This is a genomic window from Pseudomonas sp. DE0010, assembly GCF_007680745.1.
Taxonomy (GTDB): domain Bacteria; phylum Pseudomonadota; class Gammaproteobacteria; order Pseudomonadales; family Pseudomonadaceae; genus Aquipseudomonas; species Aquipseudomonas parafulva_B.
In genome coordinates this window covers 86,849-103,305 of record NZ_VEJQ01000007.1, presented here as the reverse complement: position 1 = coordinate 103,305, position 16,457 = coordinate 86,849, and the positions used below count along the sequence as shown (strand labels likewise).

The window sequence follows — 16,457 nt, the reverse complement described above, 5'->3', positions numbered from 1 at the left end:
CGGCTCAGGCCCGCTCATCGTTGCGGGCACTCCCCTGCTGACGGCACACGTCGAGCGGTACGGGTGATGGCAATGCCAGTGGCGACTATCGCGATACCCAGGTTGGTCGTCCAATGAATGGCATCGCCGAACATCAACGCCGCCCAAATGAGCGTTACAGGGGGTTCCAGGTAAACCAACGCGGACACCCGTGTTGCCGACAGTTTGGTCAAGAGTATCCACAGGCTCAGGTAGGCGATGAAGGTCGAAAACAAGGTCAACCACGCCACCGCCACCCATACCTGAGCACTGCTGGGCAGCTCGATCAGGCGCAACGGCACTCCCGTGACACTGAGCAGTACCAGCGTCGCGCTCGATTGCAGGAAGAGCGGCATCAACAAGCCCTCTTTACTGTGATCCGTGCCCATGACCGACTGTCGCCGTTGGTAAACGGTGGCAATCGATAACGTGATCGCGGCAATCAGCGGCAGCGCATACAGCCATGGCTCGAGCCGAGTTGAAGACAAGCTGTATTCACCAAGAATCACCACACTGACCCCGGCAAACCCGAGTACCAGCCCAAGCCACTCCTGCCTGCCGCTTCGCTCCTGCTGATCCGCACTACCCATCGCCGCCGTGATCAGGGGCTGCAGCGCGCAGATGATGGCGGCTATCCCCGCAGGCAAGCCACCGCGTATGGCAATGTGGACAGGGCTTCATCCGCGATGACAGCCGCCCGCTACCTCTGGCATTGCAGCTAAAGGGCTGTCCCTACCGGGAGGCAGCGGTCCAGGCATTGAAGGCCGAAGGCATTGCGTACCGTATCCTGCTGGAAAGTGCCAACTGGCATGCCGTACTGGCCTGTGTCAAAAGTGGCCTGGCAGTCGGCATCGTCGAGGAGCTCGAAGCCGACGACTCGCTGGTCTTCTTGCATGACCAGGACCTGCCGACGCTTCCGGCGCACGGCATCTACCTGCTGACGGACTCCGCGCACCCTGTGGCAGTACATCTGCACGCAGTGCTCAAGGCTGCGATTCAAAAAGAAGCCGACTCAGAGCTCGCAGCAACGCAAACGCCCGTTAATGCCTGACCAGCATATCAGCAGGCTGCCATAATGACCCGGCATTGCCCGAGCCCGCAGCGCGGCCCGTCTCGGCATTGCCCAGCGCGTGGTTCCAGGGAGCCACCGTGTATCCGGAGGCTTGTCCATGTTCGATTCCAGTACCCTGCTGCGCCAGCGCTTCGCCGCCCTGCGCAGCACGGCCGATCTGTTTTCCTTGCGCCATGTCAGGCAGTCGCACCAGGCATTGTCCGTGCGCCGCAACGTTGCCGAACCGCCTGCCTTGAGCCAGGACGAGGGCGCCATGCTGACCGTGCGCATCAACGGTGTGGAGGCCTACGCCGCCACGGCCGATCTGTCCCAGAGTGGCCTGCAGCGCGCATTGGAGCAGGCTGAAACCCTCGCTCGACAGATTGCCCGCTACAGCCTGCTGGACCTGCGCGAACAGCCTGTGCCGACCGGGCGCCACGATTACCTTTCGCCTCATTTCGACCAATCGATGCCGGGCCTTGCCGACTGCCTCGGCTTGCTCGCCGAAGAATCGGCCAGCGTGCCGTCGGACTCGCGCCTGGTGGACTGGCAGGCAAGCCTTGGCATGAGCCTGGTCGAGCAGACTTACCTGAACTCGGCCGGCGCCGAACTGCGCCAGGCCCAGCGCTTTCTGTTCCCTGGCCTGGCCGTGACGGCCAGCGATGGCCAGGACAGCCAGAGCCGCAGCCTGGGCAGGGAGAACTTCGGTCAGCAGGGCGGCTTCGAAATCATCGAGCGCTGCGGCCTGAGGGGCTCGGCCCGGCAGGTTGCCGACCAGGCCCTGCAATTGCTGCAGGCGCCGAACACACCCAGCGGCGTACGCGACCTGCTGTTGATGCCTGACCAGATGATGCTGCAGATCCACGAATCCATCGGGCACCCCTTGGAGATGGACCGCATCCTGGGCGATGAGCGCAACTACGCCGGTACCAGCTTCGTCAAAGCCAGTGACTTTGGCCAGTTGCAGTACGGCTCTTCCCTGCTGAACGTAACCTTCGACCCGACCTTGAACGAAGAGCTGGCCAGCTACAGCCACGACGACGATGGCACGCCGGCCAGCAAGCAATTTCTCATTCAGGACGGCGTGCTGCTGCGCCCGCTGGGCGGTGCCCTTTCCCAGTTCCGCTCTGGTCTTGGCGGCGTGGCCAATAGCCGCGCCTGCGGCTGGAACCGGGCGCCGATCGACCGCATGGCGAACCTGAACATAGAGCCGGGTGATCAGTCCCTGGATCAGCTGATCGCAGGTATCGAGCATGGCATCCTGATGCGTACCAACCGGTCCTGGTCCATCGACGATGCGCGCAACAAGTTCCAGTTCGGCTGCGAATGGGGCCAACTGATCGAAAATGGCGAACTCAAGGGCATCGTGAAGAACCCCAACTACCGCGGCATCTCCGCACGGTTCTGGCGCAACCTGACCGCCGTCGGCGACCGCAGCACCTTCCAGGTCCTGGGGACGCCCAATTGTGGCAAGGGCGAGCCCAACCAGGTGATCCGTGTTGGCCACGCCTCGCCAGCTTGCGTGTTCAGCGCCATCGACGTGTTTGGAGGAGATGCATGATGAAACAGGCCTTCCAATCCCTCATCGACACCCTGGGCGCTGCCCTGCAAGCAGGCGAACACTACACCCTGGGGTTGAGTGCCGAGCATTCGCAGTTCGTGCGCTTGAACCATGCCAAGGTTCGTCAGGCGGGCGAGGTGAGCCAGGCCAGTGCTCACCTGCGCTTGATGCACGCTGGTCGTCAGGCTGAGCAACAAGTGACCCTTAGCGGTGATGCGCACCTGGACCGCCAGCGCCTGCTCGACGCCCTGTCGCAACTGCGCCAGATGCTGCCGCTACTGGCGGCAGACCCGTACCTAAGGCTGGATGAAAGTGCCTGGCGCAGTGATAGCCAACAGACGCAGGCCCTGCCCGAGCTGAATGAGGTGCTGGCCCTGCTGGAACAGGAAGCCGGTGAACTGGACCTGGTCGGTATTTATGCCGCAGGCCCGATCTGGCGCGGTTTCGCCAGCTCGTTCGGTGCCTTTGGCTGGCACCAGGCCAATAGCTTCAACATCGACTGGAGCCTGTTCCACGAGAGCGGCCAGGCGGTCAAGGCCAACTATGCCGGGCAGGTATGGCGTGCCGACGACTTCACCGCCCGCCTGCGTCAGGCTCGGGCGCAGTTGGGCTACCTGGGGCGTGCGCCGGTGGTACTGCAACCGGGCAGCTACCGCGCCTACCTGGCGCCAGCGGCCATGGACGAAATCGCCGGCATGCTGTGCTGGGGCGGCTTCTCGGCGCAGGCCCTGGCGACCGGCAGCAGTGCCTTGCAGCGCCTGTACAGCGGTGACGCCACCCTGAGCCCACTGATCAGCTTCGCCGAGCAGGTCAGCGGTTCATTGAGCCCGGCGTTCTCCGACGAAGGCTCACCGCGCCTGGACGTGGCGCTGATCGAGCAGGGCAAGCCAGCACAACGCCTGGCTTGCGCGCGCAGCGCGGCCGAGTTCGGGGTGCTGGCCAACGGGGCCGACAGCTACGAGTCGCCCTGCGCGCTCAGCCTCGCACCCGGCCAATTACCCCGTGAACAGGTTCTGGAGCGGCTCGGCACCGGCCTGTACATCAGCAACCTGTGGTACTTGAACTACTCCGACCTGCCCGCAGCGCGCATGACCGGCCTGACCCGCTTCGCCACGTTCTGGGTGCAGGACGGGCAGATTCAGGGGCCGGTCAACACGATGCGCTTCGATGACAGCCTGTACAACCTGCTGGGCGAGCAACTGGAGGCGTTGACGTGCGAGCGGGAGCTGATTCTGTCGACCAGCACTTACGGGCAACGCAGCACCGGATCGAGTCATTTGCCCGGCGCGCTGGTCAAAGCGCTGACGCTGACATTGTGATTGGATTTTGCCGGCCATCTCACGGCGTTAGCCACGCCTGCCCCGCCCCGTAGGCGCGGCGCTTGCCGTCGAGAGGCCAGTACAGACAGACGAGGACGTCATGCCCGAACGCACCCCGCTCGACCCCATCACCGCCCGCTGGCTGCCATGGGTGGTGGCGATCGCCTTCTTCATGCAGTCGCTGGACGGCACCATTCTCAACACCGCGCTGCCCGCCATGGCCCGCTCCCTGGCCGAAGACCCCTTGCGCATGCAGGGTGTGATCATTTCGTACATGCTCACCGTGGCCTTGCTGATCCCCGCCTCGGGCTGGATCGCCGACCGTTTCGGCACCAAGCGCATCTTCTTCAGCGCCATCCTGCTGTTCAGTTTCGGCTCGTTGCTGTGCGCAGTGGCCAATAGCCTGGGCTTTCTGATCTTCGCGCGGATCGTGCAGGGGCTCGGCGGGGCGCTGATGCTGCCGGTCGGTCGGCTGGTGGTGCTGCGCGCCTACCCTCGCACCGAACTGGTGCGAATCATGAGCTTCATCACCATCCCTGGTCTGCTCGGGCCGTTGCTGGGCCCGACGGTAGGTGGCTGGCTGGTGGAGATCCTGAGCTGGCACTGGATCTTCCTGCTCAACTTGCCGGTCGGCCTGCTGGGCTGTTACGCCGTCTGGAAGTTCATACCCGACCTGCGCGGCGCCGAGCGCACTACGTTCGACGGGCCGGGCTTTTTGCTGTTCGGCGCCGCGATGGTGCTGATCACCATCGCCATGGAAGGCCTGGGCGAGCTGCACCTGCCGCACTTGCGCGTCATGTTGCTGCTGTTCGCCGGCATGGCCTGCCTGGCGGCCTACTGGCTGCGAGCCGGGCGCGACCCGGAGCCGTTGTTCTCTCCGAGCCTGTTCCGCGTACGTACCTTCGCCATCGGTATCCTGGGCAACCTGTTCGCCCGCCTGGGCAGCGGTGCACTGCCGTTCCTGGTACCGCTGCTGCTTCAGGTAGCGCTTGGGTATTCACCGGCCCAGGCGGGCATGAGCATGATCCCCTTGGCGGCGGCGGCCATGGTCGCCAAGTCCGTCGCCAGGCCGCTGATAGAACGGCTCGGTTACCGCATCATCCTGACTGGCAACACGGTGCTGCTGGGCGTGCTGCTCGCTGGCCTGGGCCTGGTGGACGAGCAGACCCCGTACTGGTTGCTGCTGGTGCAACTTGGCCTGCTGGGCGCCGTGAACTCCCTGCAGTTCACCGCCATGAACACGGTGACGCTGATCGACCTGGACGATGCCAGCGCCAGTAGCGGCAACAGCTTGTTGTCGGTGGTCGCCCAGCTGTCGCTGAGCCTGGGGGTGGCTTGTGCTGGCGCGCTGCTGGGCGGCTTCACGGCAGCAGGCAGCGCCGAAGGCGTGGAAACCACCCTGGGTGCGTTCCAGCTGACGTTCTTCACCATCGGCATCATGGCCATGCTGGCGGCGGCCATCTTCCTGCAACTGGCGCCGACGGACGGAAGGCGTGCCCGTCGTCCGGAAGAGCACGTGGAGTCTTAGGGCGAATGGCGTCGGGGCTGGTAGACTGTGCAGCATTTTTCGCTTCGCACCGCAGGCCCGCCTCGTGACCACCGATTCCACCGCCTTTGCCACCTTGCCGTTGTCCGCCGCCATGCTGGCCAACCTGGACGCCCTCGGCTACACCTCGATGACGCCGATCCAGGCCCAGAGCCTGCCGGTCATTCTCAAGGGCCAGGACCTGATCGCCCAGGCCAAGACTGGCAGCGGCAAGACCGCCGCCTTCGGTATCGGCTTGCTCAACCCGATCAACCCTCGGTACTTCGGCTGCCAGGCGCTGGTGCTGTGCCCTACGCGCGAGCTCGCCGACCAGGTGGCCAAGGAACTGCGTCGCCTGGCCCGTGCCGAAGACAACATCAAGATCCTGACGCTGTGTGGCGGCGTGTCGCTGGGCCCGCAGATCGCCTCCCTGGAGCACGGCGCGCACATCATCGTCGGCACCCCGGGCCGCATCCAGCAGCACCTGGACAAGGGCACGCTGGTTTTGGGCGGCCTGAACACGCTGATCCTCGACGAAGCCGACCGCATGCTCGACATGGGCTTCTTCGATGCCATCGCCAGCATCATCGCCAAGACCCCAGCGCGCCGTCAGACCTTGCTGTTCTCCGCCACCTACCCCTCCGGCATCAAGCAGCTGGCTGCCGATTTCATGCGCGACCCGCAGCAGGTCAGGGTCGAAAGCCTGCATGCCGACAACCAGATCGAGCAGCGCTTCATCGAAATCGCTCCCGAACAGCGCCTTGAAGCGGTTACCCGGGTGCTGGGCCATTATCGCCCGCAGTCCTGCGTGGCATTCTGCTTCACCAAGCAGCAGTGCGAAGACGTGGTGGCCCACCTCACGGCCAAGGGCATCGTGGCCCAGGCGCTGCACGGTGACCTGGAGCAGCGTGATCGCGACCAGGTGCTGACCATGTTCGCCAACCGCAGCAGCTCGGTGCTGGTGGCCACCGATGTGGCCGCCCGTGGCCTGGATATCGACGGCCTGGACATGGTCATCAACGTAGAGCTGGCGCGTGATGCCGAAATCCACGTGCACCGCGTGGGCCGCACCGGCCGCGCTGGCGAGAAGGGTATCGCGGTCAGCCTGGTCGCACCTGCCGAAGGCCATCGCGCCCAGGCCATCGAAGCCTTGCAGAAGAGCCCGCTGCGCTGGGACCTGTTGGACAGCCTCAAGAACAAGGGCGGTGAGCCGCTGCTGCCGGTCATGAGCACGTTGTGCATCGCAGCCGGGCGCAAGGACAAACTGCGCCCGGGCGATATTCTCGGTGCGCTGACCGGTGATGCCGGCATCCCCGGCAAGCAGGTGGGCAAGATTGCGATCTTTGATTTCCAGGCGTTTGTGGCGGTGGAGCGGGCGCTGGCCAAGCAGGCCATGCAACGCTTGAATAGCGGCAAGATCAAGGGCCGCTCCCTGAAAGTCCGCATCGTCTGACATTTTTTCGGGCCGCGTTGCAGCCTATCGCAGACAAGCCAGCCCCTACAGGATCATCACAGGCCTCCAGCCAGTTGCCGTCCCTGTAGGCGCTGGCGTGCCTGCGATGGGCCGCAACGCGGCCTCGGCTATTGATGAGGTAACACCGTGCACTCCACCGACGTGATCATCCTGGGCGCAGGCGCTGCCGGCCTGATGTGTGCCCAGCTCAGCGCCCGCCGAGGTCGCCGGGTCCTGCTGCTCGACCACGCCAACAAGCCAGGCAAGAAGATCCTGATGTCCGGCGGCGGGCGCTGCAATTTCACCAACCTGTACACCGAGCCGAGCAACTTTCTGTCGCACAACGCGCACTTCTGCAAGTCGGCCCTGGCTCGCTACACCCAGTGGGACTTCATCGAGCTGGTGTGCAAGCACAACGTGCCCTACCACGAAAAAAAGCTCGGCCAGCTGTTCTGCGACAACAAGGCCAGCGACATCCTCGACATGCTCCTGGCCGAGTGCGACGAGGCCGGCGCCCAGATCCGCATGCACACCAGCATCGAGCAGATCGACAAGACCGACAATGGCTACCTGCTGCAGACCAGCGCCGGCCCATTTGCCTGCCAGTCGCTGGTGATCGCGACGGGTGGTCTGTCCATCCCGACGTTGGGTGCAACCGGTTTCGGCTACCAGGTGGCCCGACAGTTCGGCCATACCTTGCTGCCGACCCGCGCGGGCCTGGTGCCATTCACCATCACCGAGCCCCAGCTCAAGGCCATGTGCACCGAACTGTCCGGCACCTCGCTGGACTGCACTGCCAGCTGCAACGGCACCAGCTTCCGTGAAAACCTGCTGTTCACCCACCGGGGCCTGAGCGGCCCGGCGATCCTGCAGGTCTCTTCGTTCTGGGAAGCCGGCGATACGCTTGAGATCAACCTGCTGCCTGACCGCGATGCGCTGGACTGGTTGCAGACCCAGCAAACCGAGCGCGGCAATGCTGAACTCAAGACCGTGCTGGGTGAGGTGTTCACGCGCAAGCTGGCCACTTTGCTGGCCGAGCAGTGGTTCGAATCCAAGCCGATGAAGCAGTACACACCGGCTGAACTGGCCCTGATCGCCGACAAGCTGGCACGCTGGCAACTGGTGCCTGCCGGCACCGAGGGTTACCGCACTGCCGAAGTGACCCTGGGCGGTGTGGACACCCGTGAGGTCTCGTCCAAGACCATGGAGTCGCTCAAGAGCCCGGGGCTTTACTTCATCGGTGAAGTGCTGGACGTCACGGGGCACCTGGGCGGCTTCAACTTCCAGTGGGCTTGGGCATCGGCCAACGCCGCAGCGCAGTTCGTCTAGGGTAGAATCCACCGCGCAGCACGGAACGCTTCTTGCTGGCACGTGCTCAATAGCGGGTGGCGGGGCGCCTGGCGGCCCCGCTCATCGCTACGGTATTTCTACGATCACTGCCCGGCAGGCCATCATGTCATCGAGCTCGTTACGTCATTCACTGCGTCGCCTGTGGGGCCAGGACAAGTTCAGCTACAGCATCCGGGTAACCATTGCCCTTACCGGCAGCCTTGCCCTGTGCTGGCACCAGAACGAAATGGCCCTGCTGATCCCGTTGTTTCTGGGCATCATCGCCAGTGCCCTGGCTGAAACCGACGACAGCTGGCAAGGCCGCCTCAGCGCCCTGGCGGTCACCCTGGTCTGTTTTGCCATCGCGGCGCTCGCGGTCGAACTGCTGTTCCCCTATCCCCTGATCTTCGTCTGCGCCCTGGCCCTGGCAGCGTTTGCCTTGACCATGCTGGGCGCCCTGGGCGAGCGCTACGGCGCCATCGCATCGGCAACACTCATCACGGCGGTCTACACGATGATCGGCGTGGACCAGCGCGGCGGGCAGGTGACGGACTTCTGGCACGAACCCATGCTGCTGGTGGCAGGCGCGGCGTGGTATGGGCTGCTCTCGGTGCTGTGGCAGGCGTTGTTCTCCAACCAGCCGGTGCAGCAGAGCCTGGCGAAGCTGTTCTTCGAACTGGGCAGCTATCTCAAGCTCAAGGCCAGCCTGTTCGAGCCTGTCCGCACCCTGGACGTCGAAGCACGTCGGCTCGAACTCGCCCAGCAAAATGGCAAGGTGGTGGCGGCCCTCAATGCGGCGAAGGAAATCATCCTGCACCGGGTGGGCAACAGCCAGCCCAACTCCAAGGTCAGCCGCTACCTGAAGCTCTACTTCCTGGCCCAGGACATCCATGAGCGGGTCAGCGCCTCCCACTACCCCTACAATGCACTGGCCGAAGCTTTCTTTCACAGCGATGTGATGTTCCGGTGCCAGCGCCTGCTGCGCAAGCAAGGCGCCTCGTGCCAGGAGCTTGCACGCTCGATTCGGCTGCGCCAACCCTTCGTGCTGGCCAGCGGCTTTACCGAGGCACTCGAAGACCTCAACGCTTCGCTCGAACACCTGCGCGGCCAGAACAACCCGGCCTGGCGCGGGCTGCTGCGTTCATTGCGTGCACTGGCGGCCAACCTGGCCACGCTTGATCGCCTGCTCGGTGCCGCAAGCAACCCTGACAGCCTGGCCGATGCCAGCGACAGCAGCTTGCTGGACCGCTCGCCGCGCTCGCTCAAGGACATGGGCAAGCGCCTGCGTACGCAATTGACGCCCACCTCGCTGTTGTTCCGCCACGCCCTGCGCCTGCCGCTGGCCCTGTCCATCGGTTACGGCATGGTGCACCTGATCCACCCAACCCAGGGCTACTGGATCATCCTGACCACGCTGTTCGTGTGCCAACCCAACTACGGAGCGACCCGGCGCAAACTGGTGCAGCGCATCATCGGCACTGCCGTGGGCCTGACCGTCGGCTGGGCGCTGTTCGACCTGTTCCCCAACCCGGTCATCCAGTCGCTGTTCGCGGTCGTGGCGGGGGTGGTGTTCTTCGTCAATCGGACCACGCGCTACACCCTGGCCACGGCTGCGATCACACTGATGGTGCTGTTCTGTTTCAACCAGATCGGCGACGGCTACGGGCTGTTCCTGCCGCGGCTGTTCGACACCCTGGTCGGGAGCCTGATCGCCATTCTTGCCGTGTTCCTGTTCCTGCCCGACTGGCAAGGCCGCCGCTTGAACAAGGCGCTGGCCAACACGCTGATCTGCGCCAGCGAGTACCTGCGCCAGATCATGCAGCAATATGCCTACGGCAAGCGCGACGACCTGGCCTATCGACTGGCGCGGCGCAATGCCCACAATGCCGATGCGGCGCTGTCGACGACCCTGGCCAACATGCTCATGGAGCCTGGCCACTTTCGCAAGGAGGCCGATGTGGGCTTCCGCTTCCTGGTGCTGTCGCACACCTTGCTCAGCTACCTGTCGGGCCTGGGAGCCCACCGTGACACGGCCCTGCCGGCCGAGGCACGGGAGCACTTGATCGAAGACGCAGGCAGCCGCCTGGCAAACAGCCTTGAGGAAATAGCCAATGGCCTGGCGGCGCGCTCACCGGTAGCGATTCACAGCGATGACGAAGAAGCGCTCGCCACTGCCTTGGAACAGATGCCCGAAGAGGTGGATGAACATCAGCGCCTGGTACAGACGCAACTGGCACTGATCTGCCGCCAATTGGCTCCGCTGCGTACGTTGGCGGCGCATTTGATCAAGAAGGATGCTCCGGCAGGTGGCGCTTCGCGTTAGGTCTGGAGCAAGGATGAATAGCTTTGATTAGTCTTCGGAGGCTGACGAATCTCCAGGGACAGCGGATTGGTAGGGGCTATGCAATAGCCTGATATTTCACCTTCGCAGCGCATACTGCCGGGGCCGCTTTGCGGCCCCGGCACCATGAGCTGCGAAGCTGCAATCCTGAAGCCATTGCCAAGCCGGCGCATCGTAACGCCACCCCCTGCTCGCCTAGAAACCATACTGATGCAGTAACCGTTCATAACTGCCATCGGCCTTCATGGCGGCGATGGCCGCGTCGAAGCGCGCGACGATCGACTGGTGGTCCGGGTGCTTCAAGCTGACCAGAATGTGCAGCGGGTTTTCGCCCAGTGCAGGCTCCACCAGCTCTACCTTGTCACGCACATTGTCCGGCTCGCGCTGCAGGTGATAGCGGGCCACGTACTCGTCCTCCACGGCCAGGCTCACACGCCCTGCCGCCAGCATGCGCACGGCGGACGAAAATGTACTCACCGCTACCTTGTGCAAGCGGGTATTGCCGTCGAACGCGCTCGAGTAGGCGTAATCACGCACCACGGCGATGCTGTAGGGATACAGGTCCGAGATGTGCTCATAATGCAGGCCCGCACCCTTACGCTGCAGCAGGCGGATACGGTTGTTCAGGTAGGCGCTGGAAAACAGCCCGATGCGCGCGCGCGATTCGTTGTGCCAGGCGTTGATCAGTATGTCGTAACGACCGTCCCCGACGCCTGCCAGGGCTCGGGCCCAGGGTGCCTCCTCGAAGCTGCTGCTGTAGCCCGCGCGCGTCAGCGCCGTGCTCACTATGCTGATGGCCAGACCGCCGCCAGGCATACTGGCGTCGGTGAAGGGCGGCCAATGATCCGATACCAGGCGCAGCTTGCCGGAGGCGGCGGCCGGAGGCGCCATGACAGTGGCCAGTAACCCGAGAACACAAAGCATCAGCCGCATGCCCAAGCCCTTGCGCGGTGAAGAAACGTACACTGCGGGTGAGCTTACACAAAGGCTCTGGTCGGGGCAGCGGCCAATAGTGTCATCTAGCCTCTATTCTGGCCGAACCTACGATTTTTATTGCAGTGGCCTTAACGGGTACAGGTCAGGGATAACCCAGTACCTTGCGTATTTGATTCAGATGACGCTCGATCCACTGCCGGTCGATGGCCCCCCAGTCCTGTACACGGTAGTGGCCTGCGTGATTGCGCGCGCCTTCTTGCTGCTCGAAGGTGCAGACGATGTCCAGATCGGCCAGCGCTGCAAGGGTGTCCTGGGCCGTGCGCCGGGGCATGCCCGTAGCCTCCATCAGCGCAGGCACGCTGGTAGCGGCCTGGCTGTCGATCAGCCAGGCGACATAAAGACGGCGGTAGAAACTGCTCTTGGTCTTGCTTACTTCCATGCTGCGGGTCCTCAAGCATTGCCCGGCAACTCCCGATAGGTCAGGTAGACGCGCAGGTCGAATTCCAGTTGATGATAGTCCGGCTCCATGTGCTCACAGAGCTGGTAGAACGCCTTGTTGTGGTCACGCTCGCGTAAGTGCGCCAACTCATGCACCACGATCATGCGCAGAAACTGCGGCGCAGCCTCCTTGAACAGCGAGGCGATGCGGATTTCCTTCTTGGCCTTGAGTTTGCCGCCCTGCACGCGAGAGACGGCAGTGTTCAGGCCCAGCGCCCGGTGGGTCAGGTCCAGCCGGCTGTCGAACAGCACCTTGTCCAGGGGCGGTGCACTGCGCAGAAAACGCTGGCGCAGTTCCTGGGCGTAGCCGTACAAGGCCTTGTCGCTTTGTACCTCGTGGCGCTCTGGGTAGCGCTTGTGCAGGTATTCGCCAAGGCGGTCGCTGTCGATCATCTGCCGCACCTGTTGTTGCAGGTGCGGTGGGTAAGCTTGCAGGTAGCGTAGGACGGTCATGGCAGTACAGTCGGCGTAACGAGCGCCAATTCTAACCCGCTGGCAGGGCAGGCCAGGGGAAAATTGCCGGGAAGTTGCCGGCATCGGCAGCTGTCATAGGGTGCGCTACCAAGAAGCCCTGAACGTATTGGCAGCCTGCGGCTTTGAGCCATTGAGCCTGGGCCTGGGTTTCCACGCCCTCGGCAATCACGGTGATCCCGTAATCGGCACACAGCCCGATGACGCTGCGTGCCAGCGCCGCATCGGCGGACGCGTCCGGCAGGCGCGCCACCAGGTGGCGATCGAGTTTCAGGGTATCGATGGGCAAATCGCGCAGCATACGCAGTGAGCAGTCACCGGCGCCGAAATCGTCCAGCGCCACCCGCACACCCAGCGCGCGCAACCGGTCGACCTGCTTGACCGCCGCATCGATGTTGTACATGAGCGAGGTTTCGGCCACTTCCACTTCCAGGTGCGCTGGTTGCAGGCCATAGCGATGGATGACCCGTTGCAGCTCCTCGACCAGGCTTGGCGAGACGAACTGGGCCCGGCTCAGGCTGATGCCCAACACAATGTCGGTCGCAAAGCATTGGTACCAGGCCTGGCGCTGGGCAGCACTCTGTCCGTAGATCCAGCCGGCCAGGCGGTTGATCAGCCGCGCTTCCTCGAGCAGGGGAATGAACAGGCCTGGCGGCACATCGCCAACGCTGGGGTGCTGCCAGCGTAGCAGGGCTTCGAAGCCGCGCAGGCGACCATCGGCGAAGGCCACTTGCGGCTGATACACCAAAGTAAAATCCTGCTGCTCGATGGCCGTACGCACGCCGTCTTCGAGCATCAGGCGGGAACGGGCGCGGCCATTGAGCTCCTGGTCGTAAAAGCGATACTGCTGGCGCCCTGCCTGCTTGGCAGCGTACATGGCCGCGTCGGCTGCGCGCAGCAAGCCTTCGACGTTGCCACCGCAGTCGGGGTAGGTGGCGATGCCGATGCTCACGCCCAGGCATACGTCCAACCCATCGATCTGATGGCTGATGGCAATGCGCTCGAGCAGCCGCTCGGCGTAGCGCCCGGCTTGCTCGGCATAGGGCAAGCCGTCGAACAGCGCGGTGAATTCGTCCCCGCCCATGCGTGCCAGCAGGGCTTCACTGCCCAGACAATCCTTGAGCTGCTCGGCCACCCAGCGCAAAACCCGGTCACCGGCATCGTGGCCAAGGGAATCGTTGATACGCTTGAAGCCATCCAGGTCCATGTACATCAAGGCCTGCGCACGGTCCGAACGCTCATTACGCAGCAACGCCCCTTCGGCCGCCTGGTAGAACCCACGGCGATTGAGCAGGCCGGTGAGCGGGTCGGTAATGGCCTGGTATTCGAGCTGTTGGTGCAGGTTGTGCACCGTCGACATGTCCAGCACGGTCACCACCATCGCCTGCTGCTCGGCAGGCAGGGGCGCACAGGACAGGGCCACCGGCAGCAGCTCGCCGCTCGGGCGACGCAATTGGGCGTCGTGCACGCGATAGATGCGCCTGGCCAGGTAGCTTTGGTAGAACGCCGAATCCTGCCACGTACTCGGCGTGCTCAGTTGCAACAGCCCCAGCAGATCGACGTTTTGCAATTGTTCGATAGGCGTTGCCAGCAGGGAACAAACAGCCGGGTTGGCGAAGCGAATGATGCCGCCTGCATCCACCACCAAAATACCCTCGGCCGCATTGTCCAGAATGGATGCATTGAAAGCGCGGGCTTCGTCGAGTTCACGGGTCAGCGCCTGCAAACGCCGCCGATTGCGCTGCTGGTCGAGCAGGGCCTGAACCTTGGGCTTGAGAATCTGCGGGTCGAACGGCTTGAACATGTAGTCCACAGCGCCGTTGGCATAGCCTTTCAATACAGCGGCCTGGGACTGCTCGTTGGCTGTCAGGAAAATGATGGGCGTAAGCCGGGTTCGCTGGCTGCCACGCATCAGACGAGCGACTTCGAAGCCGTCCATCTCGGGCATATGCACATCAAGTAAAACCAGGTCGACATCGTTTTCCAACAATGCGCTCAGGGCTTCTCGGCCCGAACTTGCCGTCAGCACCTGCCAATCCTGGCGCGACAACAAGGCTTGCATACTGATGAGGTTCTCCGGGTAATCGTCGACTACCAGAAGCACCGAGCTGCCATCCTGTGGCATGAGTTGAAGGTGAGCGCCATCCATGCTGCATCTCTGTTATATGACCGACTACAAACTGGCCGTTGGATCCAGTTTTACCCCAGGCATGAGCTGATAGCACGCATCACACGCCAAAACCATCAGTCACTGACTGAAGGTAGCCGACCGATAACGGTTTCGCTGACATTCTGTGATACGCAACGGCAGATCGGTTTCGCAGCCACTGCCAGAAACGAAAAACCCGCATCGCTGCGGGTTTTCCGGGGGCCGGGTGGCTTAGTTGACCTTTGCAGCCAACTCGCCTTTGGCGTAGCGCTGGAACATGCCTTCCAGGGAGATCGGCTTGATCTTCGAGGCATGGCCGGCAGTGCCGAATGCTTCGTAACGGGCGATGCACACGTCGCGCATGGCTTTTACGGTTTCAGCGAAGAACTTGCGCGGGTCGAACTCGCTTGGGTTCATGGCCATGTGACGACGGATGGCACCGGTGGACGCCAGACGCAGGTCGGTGTCGATGTTGACCTTGCGCACGCCGTACTTGATGCCTTCGACGATTTCCTCGACCGGCACACCGTAGGTTTCCTTGATGTCGCCGCCGTACTGGTTGATGATCGCCAGCCACTCCTGCGGTACCGAGGAAGAGCCGTGCATCACCAGGTGGGTGTCGGGGATGCGCTTGTGGATTTCCTTGATGCGGTCGATGGCCAGCACGTCACCGGTAGGCGGCTTGGTGAACTTGTACGCACCGTGGCTGGTGCCGATGGCGATGGCCAGGGCATCGACCTGGGTCTTCTTGACGAAGTCGGCCGCTTCTTCAGGGTCGGTGAGCATCTGGCTGTGGTCGAGCACGCCTTCGGCACCGATACCGTCTTCTTCACCGGCCATGCCGGTTTCCAGCGAGCCCAGGCAACCCAGTTCGCCTTCTACCGACACACCACAGGCATGGGCCATGGCAACGGTCTGCTGGGTGACGCGCACGTTGTATTCGTAGTCGGTCGGGGTCTTGCCGTCTTCGCCGAGCGAGCCGTCCATCATGACCGAGCTGAAGCCCAGCTGGATGGAACGCTGGCAGACATCCGGGCTGGTGCCGTGATCCTGGTGCATGCACACCGGGATATGCGGGAATTCTTCGATGGCCGCCAGGATCAGGTGGCGCAGGAACGGCGCACCCGCATACTTGCGCGCACCGGCCGAGGCCTGGACGATCACAGGGGAGTCGGTCTTGTCAGCCGCTTCCATGATGGCGCGCATCTGCTCGAGGTTGTTGACGTTGAAAGCCGGTACGCCGTAACCGAACTCGGCGGCGTGGTCCAGCATCTGGCGCATGCTAATGAGTGCCATTGTGTATCTCTCTCCCGACAAGCGTCGTTGTTTCGTGCAAGCCTGCCGCAGGGGCGGTTGCTGTTCAAGTAGTGTGGGCCACCTAGGCTTTTCACACAGAGCCTAGGGGCCCGGCCAGTCACGGTGCCTTGCAGCCCCGCCCTATCAGATCGTTGGTCGCCACCCAGTACACCAGGCCTTCCTCACCCTTGGTGTGGAACGCCAGCATGCCGTCGCTGTAAAGCGCGCCGGACGCGCCGGGCTCGGCCTTGAGCCGGTACACCTGGTCGCCGCCACCAAGACGCACGTCGACCTGGTCCCGCTGCGGGTCGGCAAACCGCCACAGCACTTCGGCCTGGGTGTCGCAGACCCAGCGGGTCCAGTTGTCCGCCGGCGCGGTCTGCGCCGGTTGCAGCAGTGAACATCCTGCCAGTGTCGCCAGGGCCGTTACGGCCAAGAGCGCTTTCATTCAGTTACCTCGATGGGCAGCACACGGCCCTTCTCCAAGACCACAAACCGGCCTGCAGGTTG

At 63.4% G+C, this 16,457-nt stretch carries 14 protein-coding genes; 7 read left to right on the top strand and 7 right to left on the bottom strand.

The window, feature by feature from the left end; all coding sequences use genetic code 11:
- Positions 1–14: 14 nt before the first annotated feature.
- Positions 15–665 (bottom strand): DMT family transporter, encoded by a 651-nt coding sequence (locus FS767_RS07755; protein WP_256674244.1) that lies wholly within the window; start codon positions 663–665, stop codon positions 15–17.
- Positions 666–697: 32 nt separating this feature from the next.
- Between FS767_RS07755 and FS767_RS07750 the strand changes: the two genes are divergently transcribed.
- From FS767_RS07750 to yccS, 7 genes are all read left to right on the top strand, one after another.
- Positions 698–1,069, top strand: a complete 372-nt coding sequence (locus tag FS767_RS07750; protein WP_144964763.1) for a LysR substrate-binding domain-containing protein — start codon at positions 698–700, stop codon at positions 1,067–1,069.
- A gap of 118 nt (positions 1,070–1,187) precedes the next feature.
- Positions 1,188–2,630, top strand: coding sequence for a TldD/PmbA family protein (locus FS767_RS07745; protein WP_144964762.1), 1,443 nt, complete (start codon positions 1,188–1,190; stop codon positions 2,628–2,630).
- Positions 2,630–3,949: a TldD/PmbA family protein gene (locus FS767_RS07740; protein WP_144964761.1), complete on the top strand. Its 1,320-nt coding sequence runs from the start codon at positions 2,630–2,632 to the stop codon at positions 3,947–3,949. Before FS767_RS07745 ends, FS767_RS07740 begins: the two co-directional genes overlap by 1 nt.
- A gap of 100 nt (positions 3,950–4,049) precedes the next feature.
- Entirely contained in the window at positions 4,050–5,477 is a 1,428-nt protein-coding gene (gene mdtD, locus FS767_RS07735; protein WP_023533030.1) for a multidrug transporter subunit MdtD, read from the top strand.
- A gap of 112 nt (positions 5,478–5,589) precedes the next feature.
- Entirely contained in the window at positions 5,590–6,927 is a 1,338-nt protein-coding gene (gene dbpA, locus FS767_RS07730) for an ATP-dependent RNA helicase DbpA (protein ID WP_240928486.1), read from the top strand.
- Between the two features lie 147 nt (positions 6,928–7,074).
- On the top strand, positions 7,075–8,256 hold the full coding sequence (locus tag FS767_RS07725; protein ID WP_144964759.1) for an NAD(P)/FAD-dependent oxidoreductase: 1,182 nt from the start codon (positions 7,075–7,077) through the stop codon (positions 8,254–8,256).
- A gap of 124 nt (positions 8,257–8,380) precedes the next feature.
- A complete protein-coding gene (gene yccS, locus FS767_RS07720) occupies positions 8,381–10,579 on the top strand; it encodes a YccS family putative transporter (protein WP_144964758.1) in 2,199 nt (732 codons plus the stop codon).
- A 213-nt stretch (positions 10,580–10,792) separates the two neighbouring features.
- On the opposite strand, the gene FS767_RS07715 is transcribed toward yccS, so the two are convergent.
- From FS767_RS07715 to FS767_RS07690, 6 genes are all read right to left on the bottom strand, one after another.
- Positions 10,793–11,530, bottom strand: a complete 738-nt coding sequence (locus tag FS767_RS07715) for an ABC transporter substrate-binding protein (RefSeq protein WP_144964757.1) — start codon at positions 11,528–11,530, stop codon at positions 10,793–10,795.
- 145 nt (positions 11,531–11,675) lie between these two features.
- Complete coding sequence (locus FS767_RS07710) at positions 11,676–11,972, bottom strand: helix-turn-helix domain-containing protein (protein WP_144964756.1); 297 nt, start codon at positions 11,970–11,972, stop codon at positions 11,676–11,678.
- 11 nt (positions 11,973–11,983) lie between these two features.
- Positions 11,984–12,484 (bottom strand): M48 family metallopeptidase, encoded by a 501-nt coding sequence (locus tag FS767_RS07705; protein ID WP_144964755.1) that lies wholly within the window; start codon positions 12,482–12,484, stop codon positions 11,984–11,986.
- A 31-nt stretch (positions 12,485–12,515) separates the two neighbouring features.
- Positions 12,516–14,651: a bifunctional diguanylate cyclase/phosphodiesterase gene (locus FS767_RS07700; RefSeq protein ID WP_144964754.1), complete on the bottom strand. Its 2,136-nt coding sequence runs from the start codon at positions 14,649–14,651 to the stop codon at positions 12,516–12,518.
- A gap of 231 nt (positions 14,652–14,882) precedes the next feature.
- Positions 14,883–15,947, bottom strand: coding sequence for a class II fructose-bisphosphate aldolase (gene fba, locus FS767_RS07695; RefSeq protein WP_023533056.1), 1,065 nt, complete (start codon positions 15,945–15,947; stop codon positions 14,883–14,885).
- A gap of 118 nt (positions 15,948–16,065) precedes the next feature.
- A complete protein-coding gene (locus FS767_RS07690; RefSeq protein WP_023532913.1) occupies positions 16,066–16,395 on the bottom strand; it encodes an MliC family protein in 330 nt (109 codons plus the stop codon).
- Between the last annotated feature and the right edge of the window lie 62 nt (positions 16,396–16,457).

What these genes read in the sequence shown, in the direction of transcription:
- FS767_RS07710 (WP_144964756.1), bottom strand. Translation starts at nt 11,972, where the DNA reads ATGGAAGTAAGCAAGACCAAGAGCAGTTTCTACCGCCGTCTTTATGTC.
- dbpA (WP_240928486.1), top strand. Translation starts at nt 5,590, where the DNA reads ATGCTGGCCAACCTGGACGCCCTCGGCTACACCTCGATGACGCCGATC.
- fba (WP_023533056.1), bottom strand. Translation starts at nt 15,947, where the DNA reads ATGGCACTCATTAGCATGCGCCAGATGCTGGACCACGCCGCCGAGTTC.
- FS767_RS07705 (WP_144964755.1), bottom strand. Translation starts at nt 12,484, where the DNA reads ATGACCGTCCTACGCTACCTGCAAGCTTACCCACCGCACCTGCAACAA.
- FS767_RS07690 (WP_023532913.1), bottom strand. Translation starts at nt 16,395, where the DNA reads ATGAAAGCGCTCTTGGCCGTAACGGCCCTGGCGACACTGGCAGGATGT.
- mdtD (WP_023533030.1), top strand. Translation starts at nt 4,050, where the DNA reads ATGCCCGAACGCACCCCGCTCGACCCCATCACCGCCCGCTGGCTGCCA.
- FS767_RS07715 (WP_144964757.1), bottom strand. Translation starts at nt 11,530, where the DNA reads ATGCGGCTGATGCTTTGTGTTCTCGGGTTACTGGCCACTGTCATGGCG.
- FS767_RS07700 (WP_144964754.1), bottom strand. Translation starts at nt 14,651, where the DNA reads ATGGATGGCGCTCACCTTCAACTCATGCCACAGGATGGCAGCTCGGTG.
- yccS (WP_144964758.1), top strand. Translation starts at nt 8,381, where the DNA reads ATGTCATCGAGCTCGTTACGTCATTCACTGCGTCGCCTGTGGGGCCAG.
- FS767_RS07740 (WP_144964761.1), top strand. Translation starts at nt 2,630, where the DNA reads ATGAAACAGGCCTTCCAATCCCTCATCGACACCCTGGGCGCTGCCCTG.
- FS767_RS07745 (WP_144964762.1), top strand. Translation starts at nt 1,188, where the DNA reads ATGTTCGATTCCAGTACCCTGCTGCGCCAGCGCTTCGCCGCCCTGCGC.